The 15414-nt window shown below is 68.6% G+C and carries 13 protein-coding genes and 3 pseudogenes; 6 read left to right on the top strand and 10 right to left on the bottom strand.

Going from position 1 to position 15414, the window contains the following annotated elements; all coding sequences use genetic code 11:
- From ACFVGY_RS35320 to ACFVGY_RS35300, 5 genes and pseudogenes are all read right to left on the bottom strand, one after another.
- Positions 1 to 494: pseudogene (locus ACFVGY_RS35320) on the bottom strand (hypothetical protein); the annotation flags it as partial.
- Positions 495 to 1561: 1067 nt separating this feature from the next.
- Positions 1562 to 2100: pseudogene (locus ACFVGY_RS35315) on the bottom strand (transposase).
- Positions 2097 to 2591 (bottom strand): winged helix-turn-helix domain-containing protein, encoded by a 495-nt coding sequence (locus ACFVGY_RS35310; RefSeq protein ID WP_385685879.1) that lies wholly within the window; start codon positions 2589 to 2591, stop codon positions 2097 to 2099. Before ACFVGY_RS35310 ends, ACFVGY_RS35315 begins: the two are co-directional and overlap by 4 nt.
- A gap of 286 nt (positions 2592 to 2877) precedes the next feature.
- On the bottom strand, positions 2878 to 5577 hold the full coding sequence (locus tag ACFVGY_RS35305; RefSeq protein ID WP_385685877.1) for a trypsin-like peptidase domain-containing protein: 2700 nt from the start codon (positions 5575 to 5577) through the stop codon (positions 2878 to 2880).
- Positions 5570 to 5887: a CU044_2847 family protein gene (locus tag ACFVGY_RS35300; protein ID WP_385685874.1), complete on the bottom strand. Its 318-nt coding sequence runs from the start codon at positions 5885 to 5887 to the stop codon at positions 5570 to 5572. Before ACFVGY_RS35300 ends, ACFVGY_RS35305 begins: the two co-directional genes overlap by 8 nt.
- 291 nt (positions 5888 to 6178) lie before the next feature.
- On the opposite strand from ACFVGY_RS35300, the gene ACFVGY_RS35295 reads away from it, so the two are divergent.
- The 4 genes from ACFVGY_RS35295 (at position 6179) to ACFVGY_RS35280 (ending at position 11981) form a co-directional block, all read left to right on the top strand.
- On the top strand, positions 6179 to 6589 hold the full coding sequence (locus tag ACFVGY_RS35295; RefSeq protein WP_385685871.1) for a four-helix bundle copper-binding protein: 411 nt from the start codon (positions 6179 to 6181) through the stop codon (positions 6587 to 6589).
- A 1539-nt stretch (positions 6590 to 8128) separates the two neighbouring features.
- A complete protein-coding gene (locus tag ACFVGY_RS35290) occupies positions 8129 to 9178 on the top strand; it encodes a polyprenyl synthetase family protein (RefSeq protein WP_385685868.1) in 1050 nt (349 codons plus the stop codon).
- A gap of 156 nt (positions 9179 to 9334) precedes the next feature.
- Positions 9335 to 10420 carry a hypothetical protein gene (locus tag ACFVGY_RS35285; RefSeq protein WP_385685865.1) on the top strand — a complete coding sequence of 362 codons (1086 nt, stop codon included), beginning with the start codon at positions 9335 to 9337 and terminating at the stop codon, positions 10418 to 10420.
- 175 nt (positions 10421 to 10595) lie between these two features.
- Positions 10596 to 11981 carry an FAD-dependent oxidoreductase gene (locus ACFVGY_RS35280; RefSeq protein WP_385685862.1) on the top strand — a complete coding sequence of 462 codons (1386 nt, stop codon included), beginning with the start codon at positions 10596 to 10598 and terminating at the stop codon, positions 11979 to 11981.
- A gap of 240 nt (positions 11982 to 12221) precedes the next feature.
- Here the strand turns inward: ACFVGY_RS35280 and ACFVGY_RS35275 are convergent, their stop codons facing one another.
- A complete protein-coding gene (locus ACFVGY_RS35275) occupies positions 12222 to 12524 on the bottom strand; it encodes a hypothetical protein (protein ID WP_385685859.1) in 303 nt (100 codons plus the stop codon).
- Here ACFVGY_RS35275 and ACFVGY_RS35270 point away from each other — a divergent pair.
- Both ACFVGY_RS35270 and ACFVGY_RS35265 read left to right on the top strand, forming a co-directional pair.
- A pseudogene (locus tag ACFVGY_RS35270) lies at positions 12508 to 12600 on the top strand (hypothetical protein); the annotation flags it as partial. The gene ACFVGY_RS35275 and the pseudogene ACFVGY_RS35270 overlap by 17 nt on opposite strands.
- Positions 12601 to 12920: 320 nt before the next feature.
- Positions 12921 to 13058: a hypothetical protein gene (locus tag ACFVGY_RS35265; RefSeq protein WP_385685856.1), complete on the top strand. Its 138-nt coding sequence runs from the start codon at positions 12921 to 12923 to the stop codon at positions 13056 to 13058.
- A gap of 431 nt (positions 13059 to 13489) precedes the next feature.
- Here the strand turns inward: ACFVGY_RS35265 and ACFVGY_RS35260 are convergent, their stop codons facing one another.
- The 4 genes from ACFVGY_RS35260 to ACFVGY_RS35245 all read right to left on the bottom strand — a co-directional run bounded on the left by ACFVGY_RS35260 (position 13490) and on the right by ACFVGY_RS35245 (position 15352).
- Positions 13490 to 13735: an EF-hand domain-containing protein gene (locus ACFVGY_RS35260; RefSeq protein WP_385685853.1), complete on the bottom strand. Its 246-nt coding sequence runs from the start codon at positions 13733 to 13735 to the stop codon at positions 13490 to 13492.
- Positions 13690 to 13947 (bottom strand): hypothetical protein, encoded by a 258-nt coding sequence (locus tag ACFVGY_RS35255; protein ID WP_385685897.1) that lies wholly within the window; start codon positions 13945 to 13947, stop codon positions 13690 to 13692. The genes ACFVGY_RS35260 and ACFVGY_RS35255 overlap by 46 nt, the downstream gene beginning before the upstream one ends.
- A gap of 351 nt (positions 13948 to 14298) precedes the next feature.
- A complete protein-coding gene (locus ACFVGY_RS35250) occupies positions 14299 to 14688 on the bottom strand; it encodes a hypothetical protein (RefSeq protein WP_385685850.1) in 390 nt (129 codons plus the stop codon).
- Positions 14689 to 15028: 340 nt separating this feature from the next.
- Complete coding sequence (locus ACFVGY_RS35245) at positions 15029 to 15352, bottom strand: hypothetical protein (RefSeq protein ID WP_385685847.1); 324 nt, start codon at positions 15350 to 15352, stop codon at positions 15029 to 15031.
- Positions 15353 to 15414: the final 62 nt, after the last annotated feature.

The raw sequence follows: 15414 nt of genomic DNA, 5'->3' as shown, positions 1-15414 counted from the left end.
CCCTGGTTCACGTTCGCCTGGTTCGTGTCACCATCACCCTGGTTCACGTTCGCCTGGTTCGTGTCACCATCACCCTGGTTCACGTTCGCCTGGTTCGTGTCACCATCACCCTGGTTCACGTTCGCCTGGTTGGTCTTCCCACCACCCTGGTTCACGTTCGCCTGGTTGGTCTTCCCACCACCCTGGTTCACGTTCGCCTGGTTGGTCTTCCCGCCACCCTGATTGACGTTCGCCTGGTTGGTCTTCCCACCACCCTGATTGACGTTGGCCTGGTTGGTCTTGCCCTTGCCCTGGTTCACGTTCGCCTGGTTGGTCTTCCCACCACCCTGGTTCAGGTTGAGCTGGTTGGTCTTCCCGCCGACGTCCTGTATCAGGCTCGGCGCCGTCTGAGGAGCCGCTTGAGCGCCCGTCGCTCCGACCGCTCCGGCGGCAAACGCAGCAACGAAGGAAGCAGCGACGATACGGGGGATGCGGGTGCGAAGCTTGACAGACATTGCGTTTCTCCTTGAAAGAAATAAATAGTTTCGGATACAGCAAGCGGAATTCATATTCGCTTGTTGCGTCACCCCTATGCGGCGACTCAGCGGCTTGCCTGAAACCAGATTGCCCCACCCCGGAAGGCGGACAAAGCCGCGGAAACTCGGGGCTTGACAAAGCCAACAGGAGACGTAAAATCCCCGCAATGACGAAGAGGGCGCACTGCTCCTGGCACGCAGCCCCTGGCCGCGGAACCGGTGGCGGTGGCGACGCCCTGCCGGCGTTACGAGATCTACTCGCTTGGCCCGCATCACCACGACCCCCAAGGCGGCCGCGGACCACCTGAAGCCGAGAGCCCCCGCTCATGCCCGCTCATGCGGCGGCAGCGCAACCCGGCGATACCGGCGGGAAGCCACTCCTTCCGCGAGAGGGCCACAACCCGGCCCTACACGACTGCGGCGACCCGCCGCCCCGCCAGTGGATGGGGCCCCTGGCCGAAAACTCCGGAATATCCGCTCGCTAAGGCTTCAAGTTCATCGAAGGTCAAGAACCGGCGACGGGCTTGCGTCGTTGCACGATCCACCGGTTCAGGGGCGGTGTCAGGCCGGCGCCCGCGATGAATCCGAGCGCAACGCTCTGGCTCGCGAAGGCGATAATCCCGATAACTGCGCACAGAACCATGCCGGCCACAACTAGGGCCGTGACCTTAACACTCGGCGCTACCTGGTTCAGCCATCTCACAGTCAGAGAGTCGTGAGATACACGGTGGAGCCGAAACCGGCCGACGCCAGAGCGGTTAGAGCATTCATTCCGCAACCTTTCAAAATCGGAAGCTGATATGTGTCTCTCCGGCCGCCACGGTCAGCCGTACTCCCTGTTCGGGCTCACTTGGCCGCCGACATGTTTACCTGCAGTATCCGTCGCCACCGCTGCCGCCGTAATAGCCATTTCTGGCCAGGACTGCCGCCGACGAAAGGGGTGCCAGCCCGGGACGCGTTCACGAAACCAGGCCGGCCGCCAGCAGGAATGGGCGGCCTCCGGCTGGGGCGTTACTGAGGTTTAACTCGTAATGTCGTGTTGTTGCTCAGGCGGGTCTAATGGTCAGGCCGGTCTCGGCGAGGCAGCCGTCTATGAGGTGGCTGCGGTGCTGGATGTGCCGCAGGCCGCGTCGGATGCGCTGGACGAGGTGTTCGGGGGTACTGAAGGCGACATCGGAGAGCCAGCCGCGTCGCAGGAGGGACCAGATCCCTTCGACGGGGTTGAGGTCGGCCGCGTAGGGCGGCAGGTAGGAGATGGTCAACCAGTCCCGGGCTGCCACCCATTCCCGCAGATCAGCGGCTTTGTGGACGTTCAGGTTGTCCCAGATGAGCACCATGGGGCCGCCAAGCTGCTGGTGGGCTGGGCTGCGATCAGCAGGTCACGGTAGTCGCGCCAGGAGAAGCTCTTGCGGCCGTCACGTTGCCCGTCGTCCCGGCGCGGCCGGTAGATCAGCCGGGATCCGTGGCCGGGGGGCTTGTAGCAGGTCAGCGCGGCGATGGATATCCGTCCGCGGGAGCGGCCGCGAACCCGCACCACTGGGGTCCAGCCACGCTGGGACCAGGTCTTCGCCTGCGGCGGCGTCATGGAGAATCCGGCTTCGTCCTCAAAGACGAGCCAGGCTCCACGGGCCACCGCGAGTCTTCCGCGCAGGGCCACACCTCCTTGACCCACCCGGCCACCGCCTCGTCGTCCCGCTCGATCGCCCGTCGGGCCGGGACCTGACAGGACCATCCGTTGCACACCAGCAGCTTGCGCACGCCCTGGACCGTGTAGGTCAGGTGGAAACGCCCGCCGATCACCGTCTTCACACAGCTCAGGGTCCAGCGCTGGTCCTCCCAGCCATGCGCGGCCGACCCCCTGGCCAGCTCCGCCTCCAGCTGCCTGAACTGCTTCTCGCTCAGCCTCGGCAACGACGCCGACCCCTGCGACCGCAGAGCACGCGGACCCCCCTCGTCCCACATCTGCCGCCACCGCCGCACCGAACGGACGCTGACCCGCAGGTCCCTGGCAATCACCGAACTCGCTTCGCCCCGGACGAACCGCACCGCCGCCTGGAGCCGTAATCCCTCACCCAACTACTGCCGTTCGGCGGTCAGCCCGCCCCCTTGTGGATACCCCATGCCCCGGTGATACCCCACAGGCCACGAGCAGTCAGCCCCTACGACACCACGAGTTCAACCTCAGTAAGGGCGAATGAGAGTTGATCGAACCGTTCCTGCCAGTGGGTGACCACGGGCCGAATCCCGACCTGCGCCCAGCAGTTCGGTCGGGGCCGCTGAGGCCCGTGGGTCTGCGCTGGCCGTCTCGGTGGCTGGGGCCTCCCGGGTCACCGCGGTGGCGCATACCGGGCGGGTCCCGTTCTCAGCCGGAGCTTCGATGTGCCCGGTTCTGGGACGTGACCAAGGAAGTAGGCCGCGCCACCCTCCCCGTCAGTGCCGACACTGTCGCGTCGTCACTGCCGGTGGCGAGGGTGCTTCCGTCGGGGCTGAAGGCCACCGACGTCACGGCCTTGGCGTGGCCGGTGAGGGTGGCGCGGGATTCATCCGTGTCCATGTCCCAAAGCCGCACTGTCTTGTCGGTGCTGCCGGTGGCGAGAGTGTGTCCATCGGGGCTGAACGCCAATGACGAGACCTTGTCGGTGTGGCCGGGCAGTGTGGCGCGCATTTTCCGGGTGGACACGTCCCACAGCCGGACCGTTCTGTCTTCGCCAGCGGTGGCGAGGGTGTGCCCGTCGGGGCTGAACGCCACTGCCGTGACCTCCCCCGTATGACCCAGCAGGCGCTGCTTCAGCGGCAGGGCGGCCGCGTTTTCCAGGCTGGCGAGGGCTTCGGGGGTGGGGCTGGTGCGGTACGCCCGGATGGCGAGCAGTGAGGCGAGGTCGGGGTTCGTGTCGATGAGGGCGCCGGACTGGGTGGCGAGCTGCCGGGACTGCGCCGCCTGCCGCTCTTCCACTGCCGAACGCCACTGCAGCACCGCGACTCCGGCGGCGATCAGCGCGAGCCCCAGCAGCGTGGCCAGGACGGCGATGACATGTCTGCGGCGCCGAGCGAGGGCCTGCTGGCGATTTCGGCTGGCGGAAAGGAAGGCCGCGATGTCTTCGGGCAGTCCGCGGCCCCGTGACCGCTTGAAGCCTTCCGCGAGCGCCGTCCCCGCGAGCAGGTCGCCCGGATCCTTCTTCTCGGCCCAGTGACGCTGCCGTTCCCAGGTGCGGTTGAGCCACTCCTGGAATTGGCGATCCTCATCGACCCACTTCCGCAGCCCATCCCAGTCACGGATGAGCGCGTCGTGGATCAGCTCCGCCACTGGCTCGCCCGGCGGGGCACCGGGCCGGTCCGGGTCGCGGAGCCTCTGCGTGGTGATGAGGCGATGGCGGGTGAGGGCTGCGATCACCGCGTCGAAGTCACCACCGGGCGCACTGTCGGGGCCGGCCGCCAGGTCGCGTAGTTCGTCGAGGGGCACCTGCGCGCGGACGTCGGGCGTGCGGCGTGCGCGGTCCGCGGGCCGGACCAGAGAGGTGAGGACGCGCTGCGCGATGAGCTGCCGGCCGGGGGACAGCTCGTTGAGGGCGGCGTCGCACCAGGTCGTCAGGCTTCCGCTGACCGCTCCGATCCGCCGGTACGCCTCGTGGGTGAGGTAGCCGTCGTGCCGCCGCAGCCACAGCTGTTTGAGCGTCATCTCGAGCAGCGGCAGGACGGTGACCGGTGCCCGGCCGCCGGGCGCCGGCTCCGGGCTGCTCGCCAGGACGTCGCTGATGATCTGTTCGGGCAGCCCCGGCTGGAAACGGAGTCCCACGTTCTCGGCGGGCAGCACGATGATGTCGTACAGGTCCCGCCGGCTCAGCGTGCCGGGCATGTTGAGGAGCCAGGGGGTCGCCGCCTCCAGCAACCGGGGTGCCAGTGCGGCCAGCTGGGGATAGAAGTCGTCGCGCATGATCAGGATCACGCTGAGCTCGCTGAAAGTGTCGCCACCCTGGGTGATGTCGTTGACGGTGCCCAAGAATTCCTGCATCCGGCCGTCGGCCCCCTGCAGCAGCAGCTCTTCGAACTGATCGACGACCAGCAGAACCCGATGGCAGTCGGGCTCGCTCCGCAACCGTCGTCGGGCCGCCGCCGTGATCCCGTCACGCCGGGCCCCGGGCAGGCCGGCCCGCTCGAGCTCCGCCGGCAGGTCCTGCCGAGGCCGGGCCAGCACCGGCAGCCACCGGTCGCTCCCCGGCACCTCTCCCCGCGCCAACGCCGGCAGAACCCCGGCCTGGACCAGCGACGACTTGCCCGACCCGGACGGCCCGAGCAGCAGCGTCAGCCGCCGCTGGCGGCTGAGGCCGGCCAGGACCTGGCCCAGCGCCTCCTCCCGACCCTGGAACCAGTCAGCGTGCTCCGCGGTGAACGGCTCCAGCCCCCGGTAAGGGCACACGGCCTGCGCGGCCAGCTCCGGCATGATCTCCCGCAGGACCTGCGACGGCGTGGCGTAGGCGATGTCGTGCCCCCGGCCGAGCGCGTCGGGCGCCGTGATCTCGGTGAGCATGCCGATGACCAGGCCGGTCTCCTCGTCGAAAATGGGCCCGCCGCTGAACCCGGTGGTGAGGCCGTTGGCCTCGGTCAGCTGAATACGCGCCCCGGCACGCCCCGAGGAAGGCAGCAGATCTCCCACCTTGCCGAAGCCGAAGTGCCCCTCTAGCGGTGCCTGGGTCGCAAAGCCGAATGAGCGGAACTCATGGCCGCGGCAACCCTCCGCAGAGCCCAGGGGCAGCACCGCCGGGCCCCCCGGCGTACCGCTCAGCCGGACGAACGCGACGTCCTCGTCATCTGGCGCGCGCCAACGTTCGGGGAGCACCTCCCCCTCCAGCCCGTCCGAACCGGCCGCACGGGGGAAGGCCAGCAGCACTCGGCCCCCGGGTTCGCTCCCGGCGGCCAGGACGACGTGCGCACACGTGACAAGCACGTCCGCGGCCACCAGGAATCCCGCACCGGCCACGCTCCCGTCCGGCCCGAGGATCTGCGCCACCGCCGTGGGCAGCTGCGACGGAGTCCCCTGGTCCGCCCGTCGGCCGGCGCTAGCCATGGCCGCTCCGCCAGGACATCGCCACCTGCAGATGGCAGGTGGCACTGCCCTTGGTGATCACCGCGCCGGCCTCGACCGCGAGGTCCACCCCGAACTCGATCGTGATCTCGTCGGGGCGCGCCTGGCGCAACTGGTCGAGGGCTGACTGTGCCGCCCGGGTGATCGGTTCCAGAGCCTCCTGGAACGTGCCGGGGACCTCGTGAACGAGGTCCCCGGCCCGCCCGGCCTTCACAGGTCCCGCGAGGCCGGCCGCCCCCTCCACCAGCACGCAGCCCCCGCCGTCCAGCCGGATCTGGGTCAGAGGTGTCACGATGCCTCCTCCGCTTTGCTCGCGAGCGCTCACCAGGGGTCCGCGGCCAGCATCCGGCACTTCCGCCCATGCCGCAGCACGGAGTGGGCCGTACGAAGGATGCGTGACAACCCATCCGAGCGCGTACTCCCGGCCGCGCGCGCCCCGACAACCCACTGACCAACACAAACACCCCACCCCACAGTGCGCCGGGCGCGTTCGCGCTGCCGGGGGTTAGCTGGAGGTGTACCGGGGGCCCGCGAGGCGGCCGACCGGATCCGCCGGCCCCACGGTGTTGAGGAGGATTCCACGATGACCAGCACCGTGAAGGACATGCTCGCCACCTACCCGGCCGACCTCGGCGACGTCGACCGCGACAAGCTCACCCGCTGCATCGAAGAGTGCATCGCCTGCGCGCAGGCATGTACCGCGTGCGCGGACGCCTGCCTGTCCGAGGGCATGGTGGGCGACCTGACCAAGTGCATCCGCACCGACATGGACTGCGCCGACATTTGCACCACCACCGCGTCCGTGCTCTCGCGCCACACCGGCTACGACGCGAACATCACGCGCGCCATGCTCCAGGCCTGCGCCACGGCCTGCAAGGCGTGTGGCGACGAGTGCGAATCCCACGCCGACATGCACGAGCACTGCCGCATCTGCGCTGAAGCATGCCGCTCCTGCGAGACGGCATGCAACGAACTGCTCCAAGCCTTGGGCTGAAGAGCCGCGGCCAGCTGGCGCGGACTCGGTCAGCCGCGAGCCGCGAGAACAGCGGCAGGCGCCTCGCAGCGCGCCGGCGCAAAGAGCTGCCCGACCCCTACGGCGCCTCCGTGGGCGCGCCGGGGCCCAGCCAGGCCCCGTACCGGCGTGACGTCGCGCTTTGCGCGCATTGCGGGCGTGTGGCGCAGACAGCGCCCAGGCCCGCGTCCCCGGTGACGGTCTGGCCGACGGCGCCAGAACCGCCGTCGAAGTACACCGGCCCCGGGACGCCGCCATCAGCAACGAGTACCCCCATCCGGCCCCGGTGCGACGCGCCGAACTCGTCCGACTCCCAGGTCTGGTCCATGCGTGGTCACTTGTTGCGGGGCGCGACCGGTGTGTGGTGCCCCGGTTGCCGGTCAGCGGCTTGGATCCGCGGGCTCCTCGGTGCACCCACGGTCGAAGCACGTCATGCGCCCGGCCGGACGCATTTCGCGGTCGGCACGCGCGTGCCCGGCACACCGCCGGGGGCAGCCTGCCCCGGTTCTGCAGCAGGAGAACGAGGGAGAAGGGCCGAGCAGCGCGCATGCGCGGGAGGCGCGATCCCCTCCCGCGGAAGCCACCGGCCTCGTGGTTCTTCCTGACGGGTGGCGGCTGGACCATGGAGTGGCGTCTCCCTGATAGCGATCGACAACCCGGTGCTTCTCTGGGACGCCGACGGCTGGGAACCGGACTGGGGCCAAAACCCTCACGATGGCCTGTGCTACGCAGTACCGTCTCTGCGCCAATGGCTGTGCACCTGGGCGGATGGAGGGGACGTGTGGGACGAGGCACTGGTACAGATCAAGAAGGACTCAGCAACCATGGGCGGTCCTGGACCAGCGACCCGCAACCCGCGACGGATCTGCATCAGCACGGCGTCACCCGGGCCCGCCGGGGTGAACAACAGCGCCCGGTGACCGTCCAGCTTCTACTCGTACGCCGCCCCCGCCCGCAGCGCGGCTACGACCCGGAACCTGCTCCGGGGCCTGCGCCAGCATCGGCGGCGCAACCGGCGGTCGAGGCACCACAGGGGGCGCCCTTCCCTGGCCCCCTTCCAGCGTCACCGACCGTCCGCCACGCCGGCGTGAGTGGCAGCGCATAAAATCGAACCTATGCTCTATTAGAGGTGGTGTCTCCGCCCAGCACCACCCAGGAGCACCCGTTGCGGCAGAGCGCCGTGCCTGGCCCCGCTGGACAACTGCGGTGCTCAGATCTCCGATCACGGCTACGCACTGGTCGCGTGTCATCGCGTGCAGGCCGCCAGCCGGGACGACAGGCTCCGCCGGGCGTGGGGTGCCGGGGGCACGTGGGGGAGCGTGTTGTGCGCCTACGCGCTCAAAGGGTGTTGCAGGTGGTTCGCTATTCGAGGGCTCGCCGAGATGCCCTTCTTGCCGCTGGCGGGTGAGCACGCGTCAACGGCAGAACAGCGCAGATCGGTGTCTCCGGTCGCCTCATGAGGCGGACAGGGCTGGTACGACGTGTGGCTCATCGGGTTTCCGGCAGTGGGAGGCGATGGGAATGACGGTGGTGACCTCGGCGGGCACGGTGCGGGACGTGGATCAGGTGCTCCGGGATGCGGAGGCGTTGACGCACCCGGCGCTGCGGGCCGCGGTAGAGGGGCTGCCGGTGGGGATCCGGCATCCGGTAGGGGTGCATTTCGGCTGGTGGGACCAGGCGGGCACTTCGCTGGAGGGTGGGCCGGCGGGCAAGGCGGTGCGCCCGGCGCTGGTGCTTTCGGCGTGTGAGGCGGTGGGCGGGGTACGTGAGGCGGGAGTCGCCGCGGCGGTGGCTGTGGAGCTGGTGCACAACGCCTCCCTGCTGCACGACGACATCATCGACGGAGACCGGCTGCGCAGGGGGCGGCCGGCGGTGTGGGCTGCGTTGGGAGTGCCGGCGGCGATCCTGGCCGGGGACGCGTTGTTCTTCCTCGCCGTCCAGACGGTCACCGAGGCTCCGGGACCGCTGGGCGCGGCGGGGCCGGGCATGCTGACGGGCGCGGTGCAGGAGCTGATCGACGGCGAGTACGCGGACACGCTGCTGGAGGATCGCGAGGCGGCGTCGGTGTCGGTAGCGGAGGCCACGGCGATGGCGCAGGGCAAGACCGGCGCACTGATCGCCGCCGCATGTGCGCTGGGGGCAGTGGCCGGCGGCGCGGATGGGCAGCGGGTGGGGTTTCTGCGGGCGTTCGGGGTGCATGTGGGGGCTGCGTTCCAGCTGATTGACGATGTGCTGGGGATCTGGGGCGATCCGGTACGGACCGGCAAGCCGGCCGGGGCGGATCTGGCGGCGCGCAAGAAGTCCCTGCCGATCGCCGCGGCGCTCGCTTCCGGCTGTGCGGCGGGGCGGGAGCTGAGCCGGCTGTACGCCGGCGGCGGGCCGCTGGGCACGGCGGAAGTGGCGCGGGCGGCGGACCTGGTCGAGGAGGCCGGCGGGCGCAGCTGGGCCGTGCGCGCGGCAGAACGGCACACGAGGCAGGCACTGGAGGAGCTCACGGCCGCGCGGCCGCAGCGGACCGCGGCTGCCGAACTGCGGGCCTTGGCCGATCTGGTGACCGGCCGTGACCACTGACCCGGCCGGACACGCCGGTGGCGGACTGCACGGTGGGCTCCGCCGTCTTCCCGTCCAAGCGTGGGGGGCTGCGGTCGAGGAGGTGCCGCAGCGCAAGGCCGAGGGCTGTCCAAGAACCGGAGTACGCCTTAACCCCACGATATGACAGGAGGAACGATGTCTCTCTCCCCGTCGGCCGTCTCCCGAGGCGAAGATCCGGACGGTCCTCTGGCCTTCACCCTCCCGCTCCTGACCGTGCACCTGCCTGCACCGCGCCTGCACCCGGCCGCGAGGCAGGAGACGCGGCGCACCGCCGACTGGTGCCGGACTCACCTGCGCTGCCTCCTGCCCGACGACGACGCCCTGGATCTCTTCATCGCCGAGCACGCGGAGTACTTCGCGCTGTGGTGCTACCCCGACACCCCGCCCGAACGCCTCGGCCTGATCACCGACCTCATGCAGTTCTTCGGAGCCGTCGACAACGTGCTGGACAGCGTCCGCGCCACCGATCGCACCGGCTCCACCACCCGGGCCCTCTTGGAACCCGTCCTCGATGCCCTGAAGTCCGACCCGCCCGATGATGCGACCGGCACAGCCCCCGACGTCCTGCGGGAGCTGCTGGAGCTGATGACCCGGTTGCGCCAGCACCTGAGCCCGCGCCAGGGCGAACGGCTCCTGCACGCCGTGTCCGAATACGCCGACGGGTGCATGCGGGAAGACAGCCTGCGCGCCGCGGGCACCGTGCCGGACTTCGACACGTACCAGCAGGTGCACGTGGGCACCAGCTTCCGCGGCCTGGTCATGGTCCTGATCGAGTACGCGCTGGGCATCGACGTCAGCGCCGCGCTGGCCACCTGCCCCGCCCTCCAAGCCGCCGTCGACGTCGCGATCCGCCACGTCCTCCTGGTCAACGACCTGTTCTCCTATCGCCGCGAACACTTCCACGGCGACGCGTCGATCAACCCGATCACGATCTTCCTCCAACAGCCGGGCGAGAACCTCCAGGGAGCTGTTGACCGGCTGAGCGCACTGATCCTGGCCGCCGAACGCGATCTGTACGACGCTCGTGCCGCCACACTGGCCTCACCCGCAGCCACCGAAGCAGCAGTCATCGCCTTCCTCGAGGGGCTGGAGATGTTCTGCTCCGGCTACCTGCGCTCGGTCTACCTCGCCGGCCGCTACAACGGGGTCGGTCACACCTGGAACGGCCTCACCTCCGGCACAGTGGTCCTCCACCCCGACCGCACCGAATACCTGCCGTGAACGGCTGGCCCGCACAGAGGCGGCTGCTGCCCGCAGGAACAAAACCGGTCCGGCCGTCAAACCCGGCACACCTGCCAAGGCGGCGCCCATCGCGGACCACAGTGTCATGGGGCTCTGACCGGAGCCTCTAGCAGACGGGTGCAGGCGGGCCGGAAGGCCCGCTCCCGTCGACCCGTTGGAGGTCGTCTCGATGCGTCGCGCTGACGTCCCTGCCGTCCGTGACCACGCCGTCGTACTGGGCGCGGGTATTGCGGGGCTGTGCACCGCCGCCGTACTCACCCGTCATTTCGCCCGGGTGACACTGGTGGAACGCGACCAGATCAAGGGGAGGGGCACGGACGGCAGGGGCAGAAAGGGAGTCCCGCAGAGTCCGCACATCCATACCGTCCTGACTCGCGCGGCACAGCAGATGGAACAGCTGTTCCCCGGCTTGATCGACCAGTGTCTGACCGGCGGTGCCGTGAGCGCCGAGCTCGGCAGTCAGAGCCGCATCACCTACCACGGTCACACGTTGCCCCAGAGGTTCGCGGGAGTTGACGGGATCATGGCATCGCGGCCGTTCCTGGAAGCCCAGCTCCGCGAGCGCACTCTGCAGCTGACGTCCCTGTCCCTTCGCGACGATGCAGAGGTCACAGGGTTGGTCACTGACGGCACCCGGGGAGAAGCGGCTGTACGTGGAGTAGCCCTGTATCCACGCGGTGGAGAAGCTGGCGGTGAGGTTCTGGAGGCGGACCTCGTGGTCGATGCAATGGGCCGCGGTGCGCGAAGCGGAGCCTGGCTGGAGGAGATGGGATATCAAAGAGCCCCGGAGGAGCGCACCCGGATCAACGTCACCTACGCCAGTCGGCATTTCGCGCTCCCGCCCGATGCGCTCGGCGCCGACCGGGCCATCATGATCGGCGCCACATCGTCACAGCCACGTGGGATGGTCTTCGCGGCGCAGGAGAACGGCAGCTGGGTAATGTCCCTGCACAGTTACGGTAACCACCGCACTCCAGTAGACGACGAAGAATTCCTGGATTTCGCCGCCACGATCGCCCCTCCCGATGTCATGAGCGAACTACGGCGTGCCGAACCGCTGGATCCTATCGCGGTGTACCGCTTCCCTTGTGGGGTCCGACGCCGCTACGACCGGTTGAAGCACTTCCCTGATGGGTTGCTGGCCATCGGGGATGCTCTCTGTTCGGTCAACCCCGTTTACGGCGCCGGGATTTCTTTGGCCGCCCGCGAAGCCGTCTTGCTCGGCGAATGCCTTGCCGAGGAGGGCGCCAAGCCATTGGCTCGTCGCTTCTTCTCCTCTGCACACGACGCGACCTATCCATCTTGGTGGCTGTCCAAGATCGGCGACTACAGCCTCCTACAGGATGGGTTCAGCGCTCGGCTTCTCGGCTCCTACTTTCGCCGTCTCATGGCCGCCGCCGCAAGTGACCCGAAAACCGCATCCGCGGTACTCAGGTCACTCTCTTTCGTTGATTCCCCGCTCAGGCTCGTCCGCCCCCGCATCCTCCGCCAGATGCTCCATCAGCCGATTTCACGAAGACCGGAGACGGCGGCGAAGTGACCCAAACCGACGGCTCCCCGGGTGCGGAGCTGGAGTTCCTGCTGCTGGTCCACCAGGACGTCAACCGGTATGTGCCACCCCCCGCCCGCGCCGGTCGACGTGCCATCGACCGGACCGGCCAGACTGACAGACGGGGCGGTCACAAGGTGCGGCTGCAGGGCCGCCACCCATCACCTGCTCACCTGCTGGGCAGGCAGGTACAGTCAACGAGTGTGGATGCGCTCACTCCCCGTACAGGAGTCATGCTTGCCCGAGCCGGACCGCCTCGCCCTCCTCATCGTCAAACCGGACGGCGTGGCCCGGCACCTGACCCGACTCATCTCTTTGTGGATGCGCGACCACGGCTACTGGCTGCGCGGCTTCCGCGAACTGATACTCGGCCCAGAGCACCAGGCCCTCCTGAACGCGAACAGCCAGACCAACGGCCCCGTGGACGGAGAGCTGGACGCGGTCATATACACCCTGGGCCCCATCCACGCCCTGCTGTTGGAACAGAAGACCGACGGGCAATCCGACAGCCGCCGAACTGGCGAAGCAACTCATCGGAGACTTCCTGCCCCACCGGGCGCGGCCCGGCACCCTGCGCGGGGACTTCGGAGCGCAGAACCCCGTCTTCAACCTCGTTCACGCCACGGACAACACCGAAAACCTCGACCGGGACGCACGAGCTCTCTTCGACCGACCCCTCGCCGAGCTACTGCGGACGGGTGGCGAAACGGCATTCGGAATCGCGCAAACCCCGCACCTCCTGCGCCCGTTCAAACTGTGGAGCACCGTGGCAGGAGTCCTGACGGCCTGGCTGGGAGCCGAGGCCGTACGCCCTATCGACTGGCCCGCAGACTCCCACGGTCCCTCCCGCCCGGCAGTCGGCGCCGCCCTGATGGCCTGCACACGCGCAGCCAGCGAGTCGGCGGCGAAACCGGCGCGCTGCTCGCCGGCATGCTGGACGGGAGCACCTCCTACCGGCACTTCACCCGCCTGGTCCCCAACACCGACTCATGGCCCGGCTACCTCACCTACACCACGCTCCGCCACCTGGCCATGAGCGCCGACACCCCATCACCGGGGTGTCCCTGAGGCCATACGTAGTGGGCAGCCCCGCCGTACGAGATGCCCAGCGCTGCCGTGAGCACCTTCATGTCGAGTTCGGGACTGTGAATCGTTCGGTGTAACTCCCGATCAAGGAAGGTGCCACCGATGTCCAGCGAGAACGTGACCGCGGCCAAGACACCACGCTGGAGGAGATGGAGGCCTGGCGGCCACCGGCTTCCCCCGCCTCTTCAAGGGTGACGGGTCGGCCGGAAAGGGACACCCCGGAGCAAGCGTTGGGAACGGGTCTTCGCGGGCGCCGGCCTCGGCGTCGTCTGCCTCCCGTGCACGGCACACGTCGAGCCGGACTGGGGCGCATCGCCGATGTACTCGCCAGGTCCCGGCGATGACCGTTCTCACACACACATCAGCCCCCGTTCGGCCCTTCCGGGTCCGTACGGGAGCTGTCGGGCCTGCCGCTACTTCAGCAGGGTGCGGAACTCTTCGAAGTCGAGGACCCCGTCGTGGTTCACGTCGGCCGTCATGGCCTTCTTGACCTCTTCAGCGAGGTGCCCCTGGGCGCCCTCGGCCTTGAAGCCCTCCGCCAGTTCGACGATGTTGATCCGTCCGTCGCCGTCCGTGTCGATCTCGTCGAACAGCGCCCTGAGCTCTGCCTCGTTCATGTCATACCCCTCTCGCGTTCGCAGGACCCCGAAGGCCCACATGCCCCACCACTCTGCCACACCATCAACACGACGCTAATGGCCAAGCCTTCGGACGGAGCTGGCCGTCTGGTGGGTCGTCCGGCTGCAGCGGTGCGTTCGACCGCGCGGGCCGGCGTGTGCAGCAAATGCCAGCGATCTGCTACCTCGGTCGCGTCGGGCGCCGCGCGGGCAGCGGCCTGGCTGAACGTGCTGCACCGGTCCCGGCAGATCACCTTGATCTCGGGTGGTCCGCAAGCCAAGCGGCTACCCTCACCGGCAGGCAGCCGGCGACCGGGCGCCGGCCCGGCCACCGATGGCTACCCCGATCGCCTGCACCATCCGGGCGACCACCTGGGTGCGGCGCCGGTACGGCGTCGTCAGGTGTGCGACCTGCTCCGCGACGGTCCGGCGCTCGCAGTCGCCGTTGTCACAGAAGAACCGGCGGCCGTCAGCCGCAGGGCCACCCGCCGTCCCCCGATCGTGCGGTCCGCCAACCGCCGTCTGTACGTGCTGTGCAGACGCGAGACCGACACACCGCACGCCGGACACATCACCGCCCGCTGCCCGGCATGCATCAGCTGCGGTCATTCACCGAAGTCTCCTTCAACGGTCACATCGGCGGGCCAGGTGCCGCGCTCGATGAAGTACGCCACGGCATGGCCAGCGACATCGAAGGCGACAGTGTCCCGGTCGGCGTAGCTGTCGACCTGCCCGTTGGACAGCACGTAGCCATCAGAGGAGCCTTTGCCGCGCGGATCGACGAGATGCTCACCAGGGTCGCCTTCCCCGTCCAGCAACACGACCATCGCGCGTTCGCCGTTAGTGACTACGGCCAAGAGCCGCCCCGCGTCATTCTCGAACCACGTCTCCTGGCTCCCCCAGTCCCACCGGCTTCGCAGCAGCTGTCGAGCTTCCCCGCCGGAGTAGGCGTGATCAGGAGAGCCTTGCAGGTACCAGCGATTCGTAGTGGTCAAGGTGCTCCTGCCTCGAGCTAGCGTCTCCGAAAGCAGGGCCGGACACGGCGATGACAGCGGCGGGACCGCGTCTGAAGGGATCCCCATTCTCACACCCACGACTACCGTCAAGAACGGCGATGGGGAGCTGCGCCCATCCCACGGATCAAGGGCACTGGCCAGCCCAACCGTCGTGCCTCTCAGGCATCTCCCCAACCGTGACCGTCACGAAGTGTCCGCCACAGCCTTGAAACTCCCCACCCCCTGCTCAGGGGGTGGACAGACCGGCTCATGATGATTCCCCAGCCGCACCAGGCCGACGCGAGGTGGAACCACGCAGCTCTGACGTCCCCTGCCCCTCTCAGGTCTCCCGGAAGATGAGAGCTGCGCCAAGGGACGCTTCTGCCGGAACGAAGAGCTCCCCTCGGGCCGTCTTGCGTACGGGCAGTCCGTTCTCTGTGAGCAGCGCACGCACCAGAGCGATGTCGGGGACGGCGACTGTGCAGGCGACGAGTGCCGGGAGCGCGGGCGGAACCTCACCTGGCAGCAGATCCGAAAGGTCGGCCTCGGTCAGGAGGGTGACCGGTCCCTCTGCGGAGATCGGCCGGCCCAGGTACCGCTCGTACCGCTCGCGAATCAGGGGGAGTTGTTTCTCAGAAGGCTTCCGCTTTCCGAACGTAGTCATTGAATTTCCACTGGTCAGGCATGGTTCCGGCTGTCTGGTGGGAGAGACGGCGCATCGTGTTG

It is taken from the genome of Streptomyces sp. NPDC127106 (assembly GCF_042677605.1).
Classification (GTDB): Bacteria; Actinomycetota; Actinomycetes; order Streptomycetales; family Streptomycetaceae; genus Streptomyces.
The sequence above is the reverse complement of the archived record's forward strand: the minus strand, read 5'-3'. Positions and strand labels throughout refer to the sequence as shown.

Coding starts and splice junctions, on each gene's coding strand:
- ACFVGY_RS35265 (WP_385685856.1), top strand. CDS start 12,921: ATGCTGGACGGGAGCACCTCCTACCGGCACTTCACCCGCCTGGTCCCC.
- ACFVGY_RS35285 (WP_385685865.1), top strand. CDS start 9,335: ATGTCTCTCTCCCCGTCGGCCGTCTCCCGAGGCGAAGATCCGGACGGT.
- ACFVGY_RS35275 (WP_385685859.1), bottom strand. CDS start 12,524: ATGAGTTGCTTCGCCAGTTCGGCGGCTGTCGGATTGCCCGTCGGTCTT.
- ACFVGY_RS35260 (WP_385685853.1), bottom strand. CDS start 13,735: ATGTGGGCCTTCGGGGTCCTGCGAACGCGAGAGGGGTATGACATGAAC.
- ACFVGY_RS35295 (WP_385685871.1), top strand. CDS start 6,179: ATGACCAGCACCGTGAAGGACATGCTCGCCACCTACCCGGCCGACCTC.
- ACFVGY_RS35305 (WP_385685877.1), bottom strand. CDS start 5,577: ATGGCTAGCGCCGGCCGACGGGCGGACCAGGGGACTCCGTCGCAGCTG.
- ACFVGY_RS35290 (WP_385685868.1), top strand. CDS start 8,129: ATGACGGTGGTGACCTCGGCGGGCACGGTGCGGGACGTGGATCAGGTG.
- ACFVGY_RS35245 (WP_385685847.1), bottom strand. CDS start 15,352: ATGACTACGTTCGGAAAGCGGAAGCCTTCTGAGAAACAACTCCCCCTG.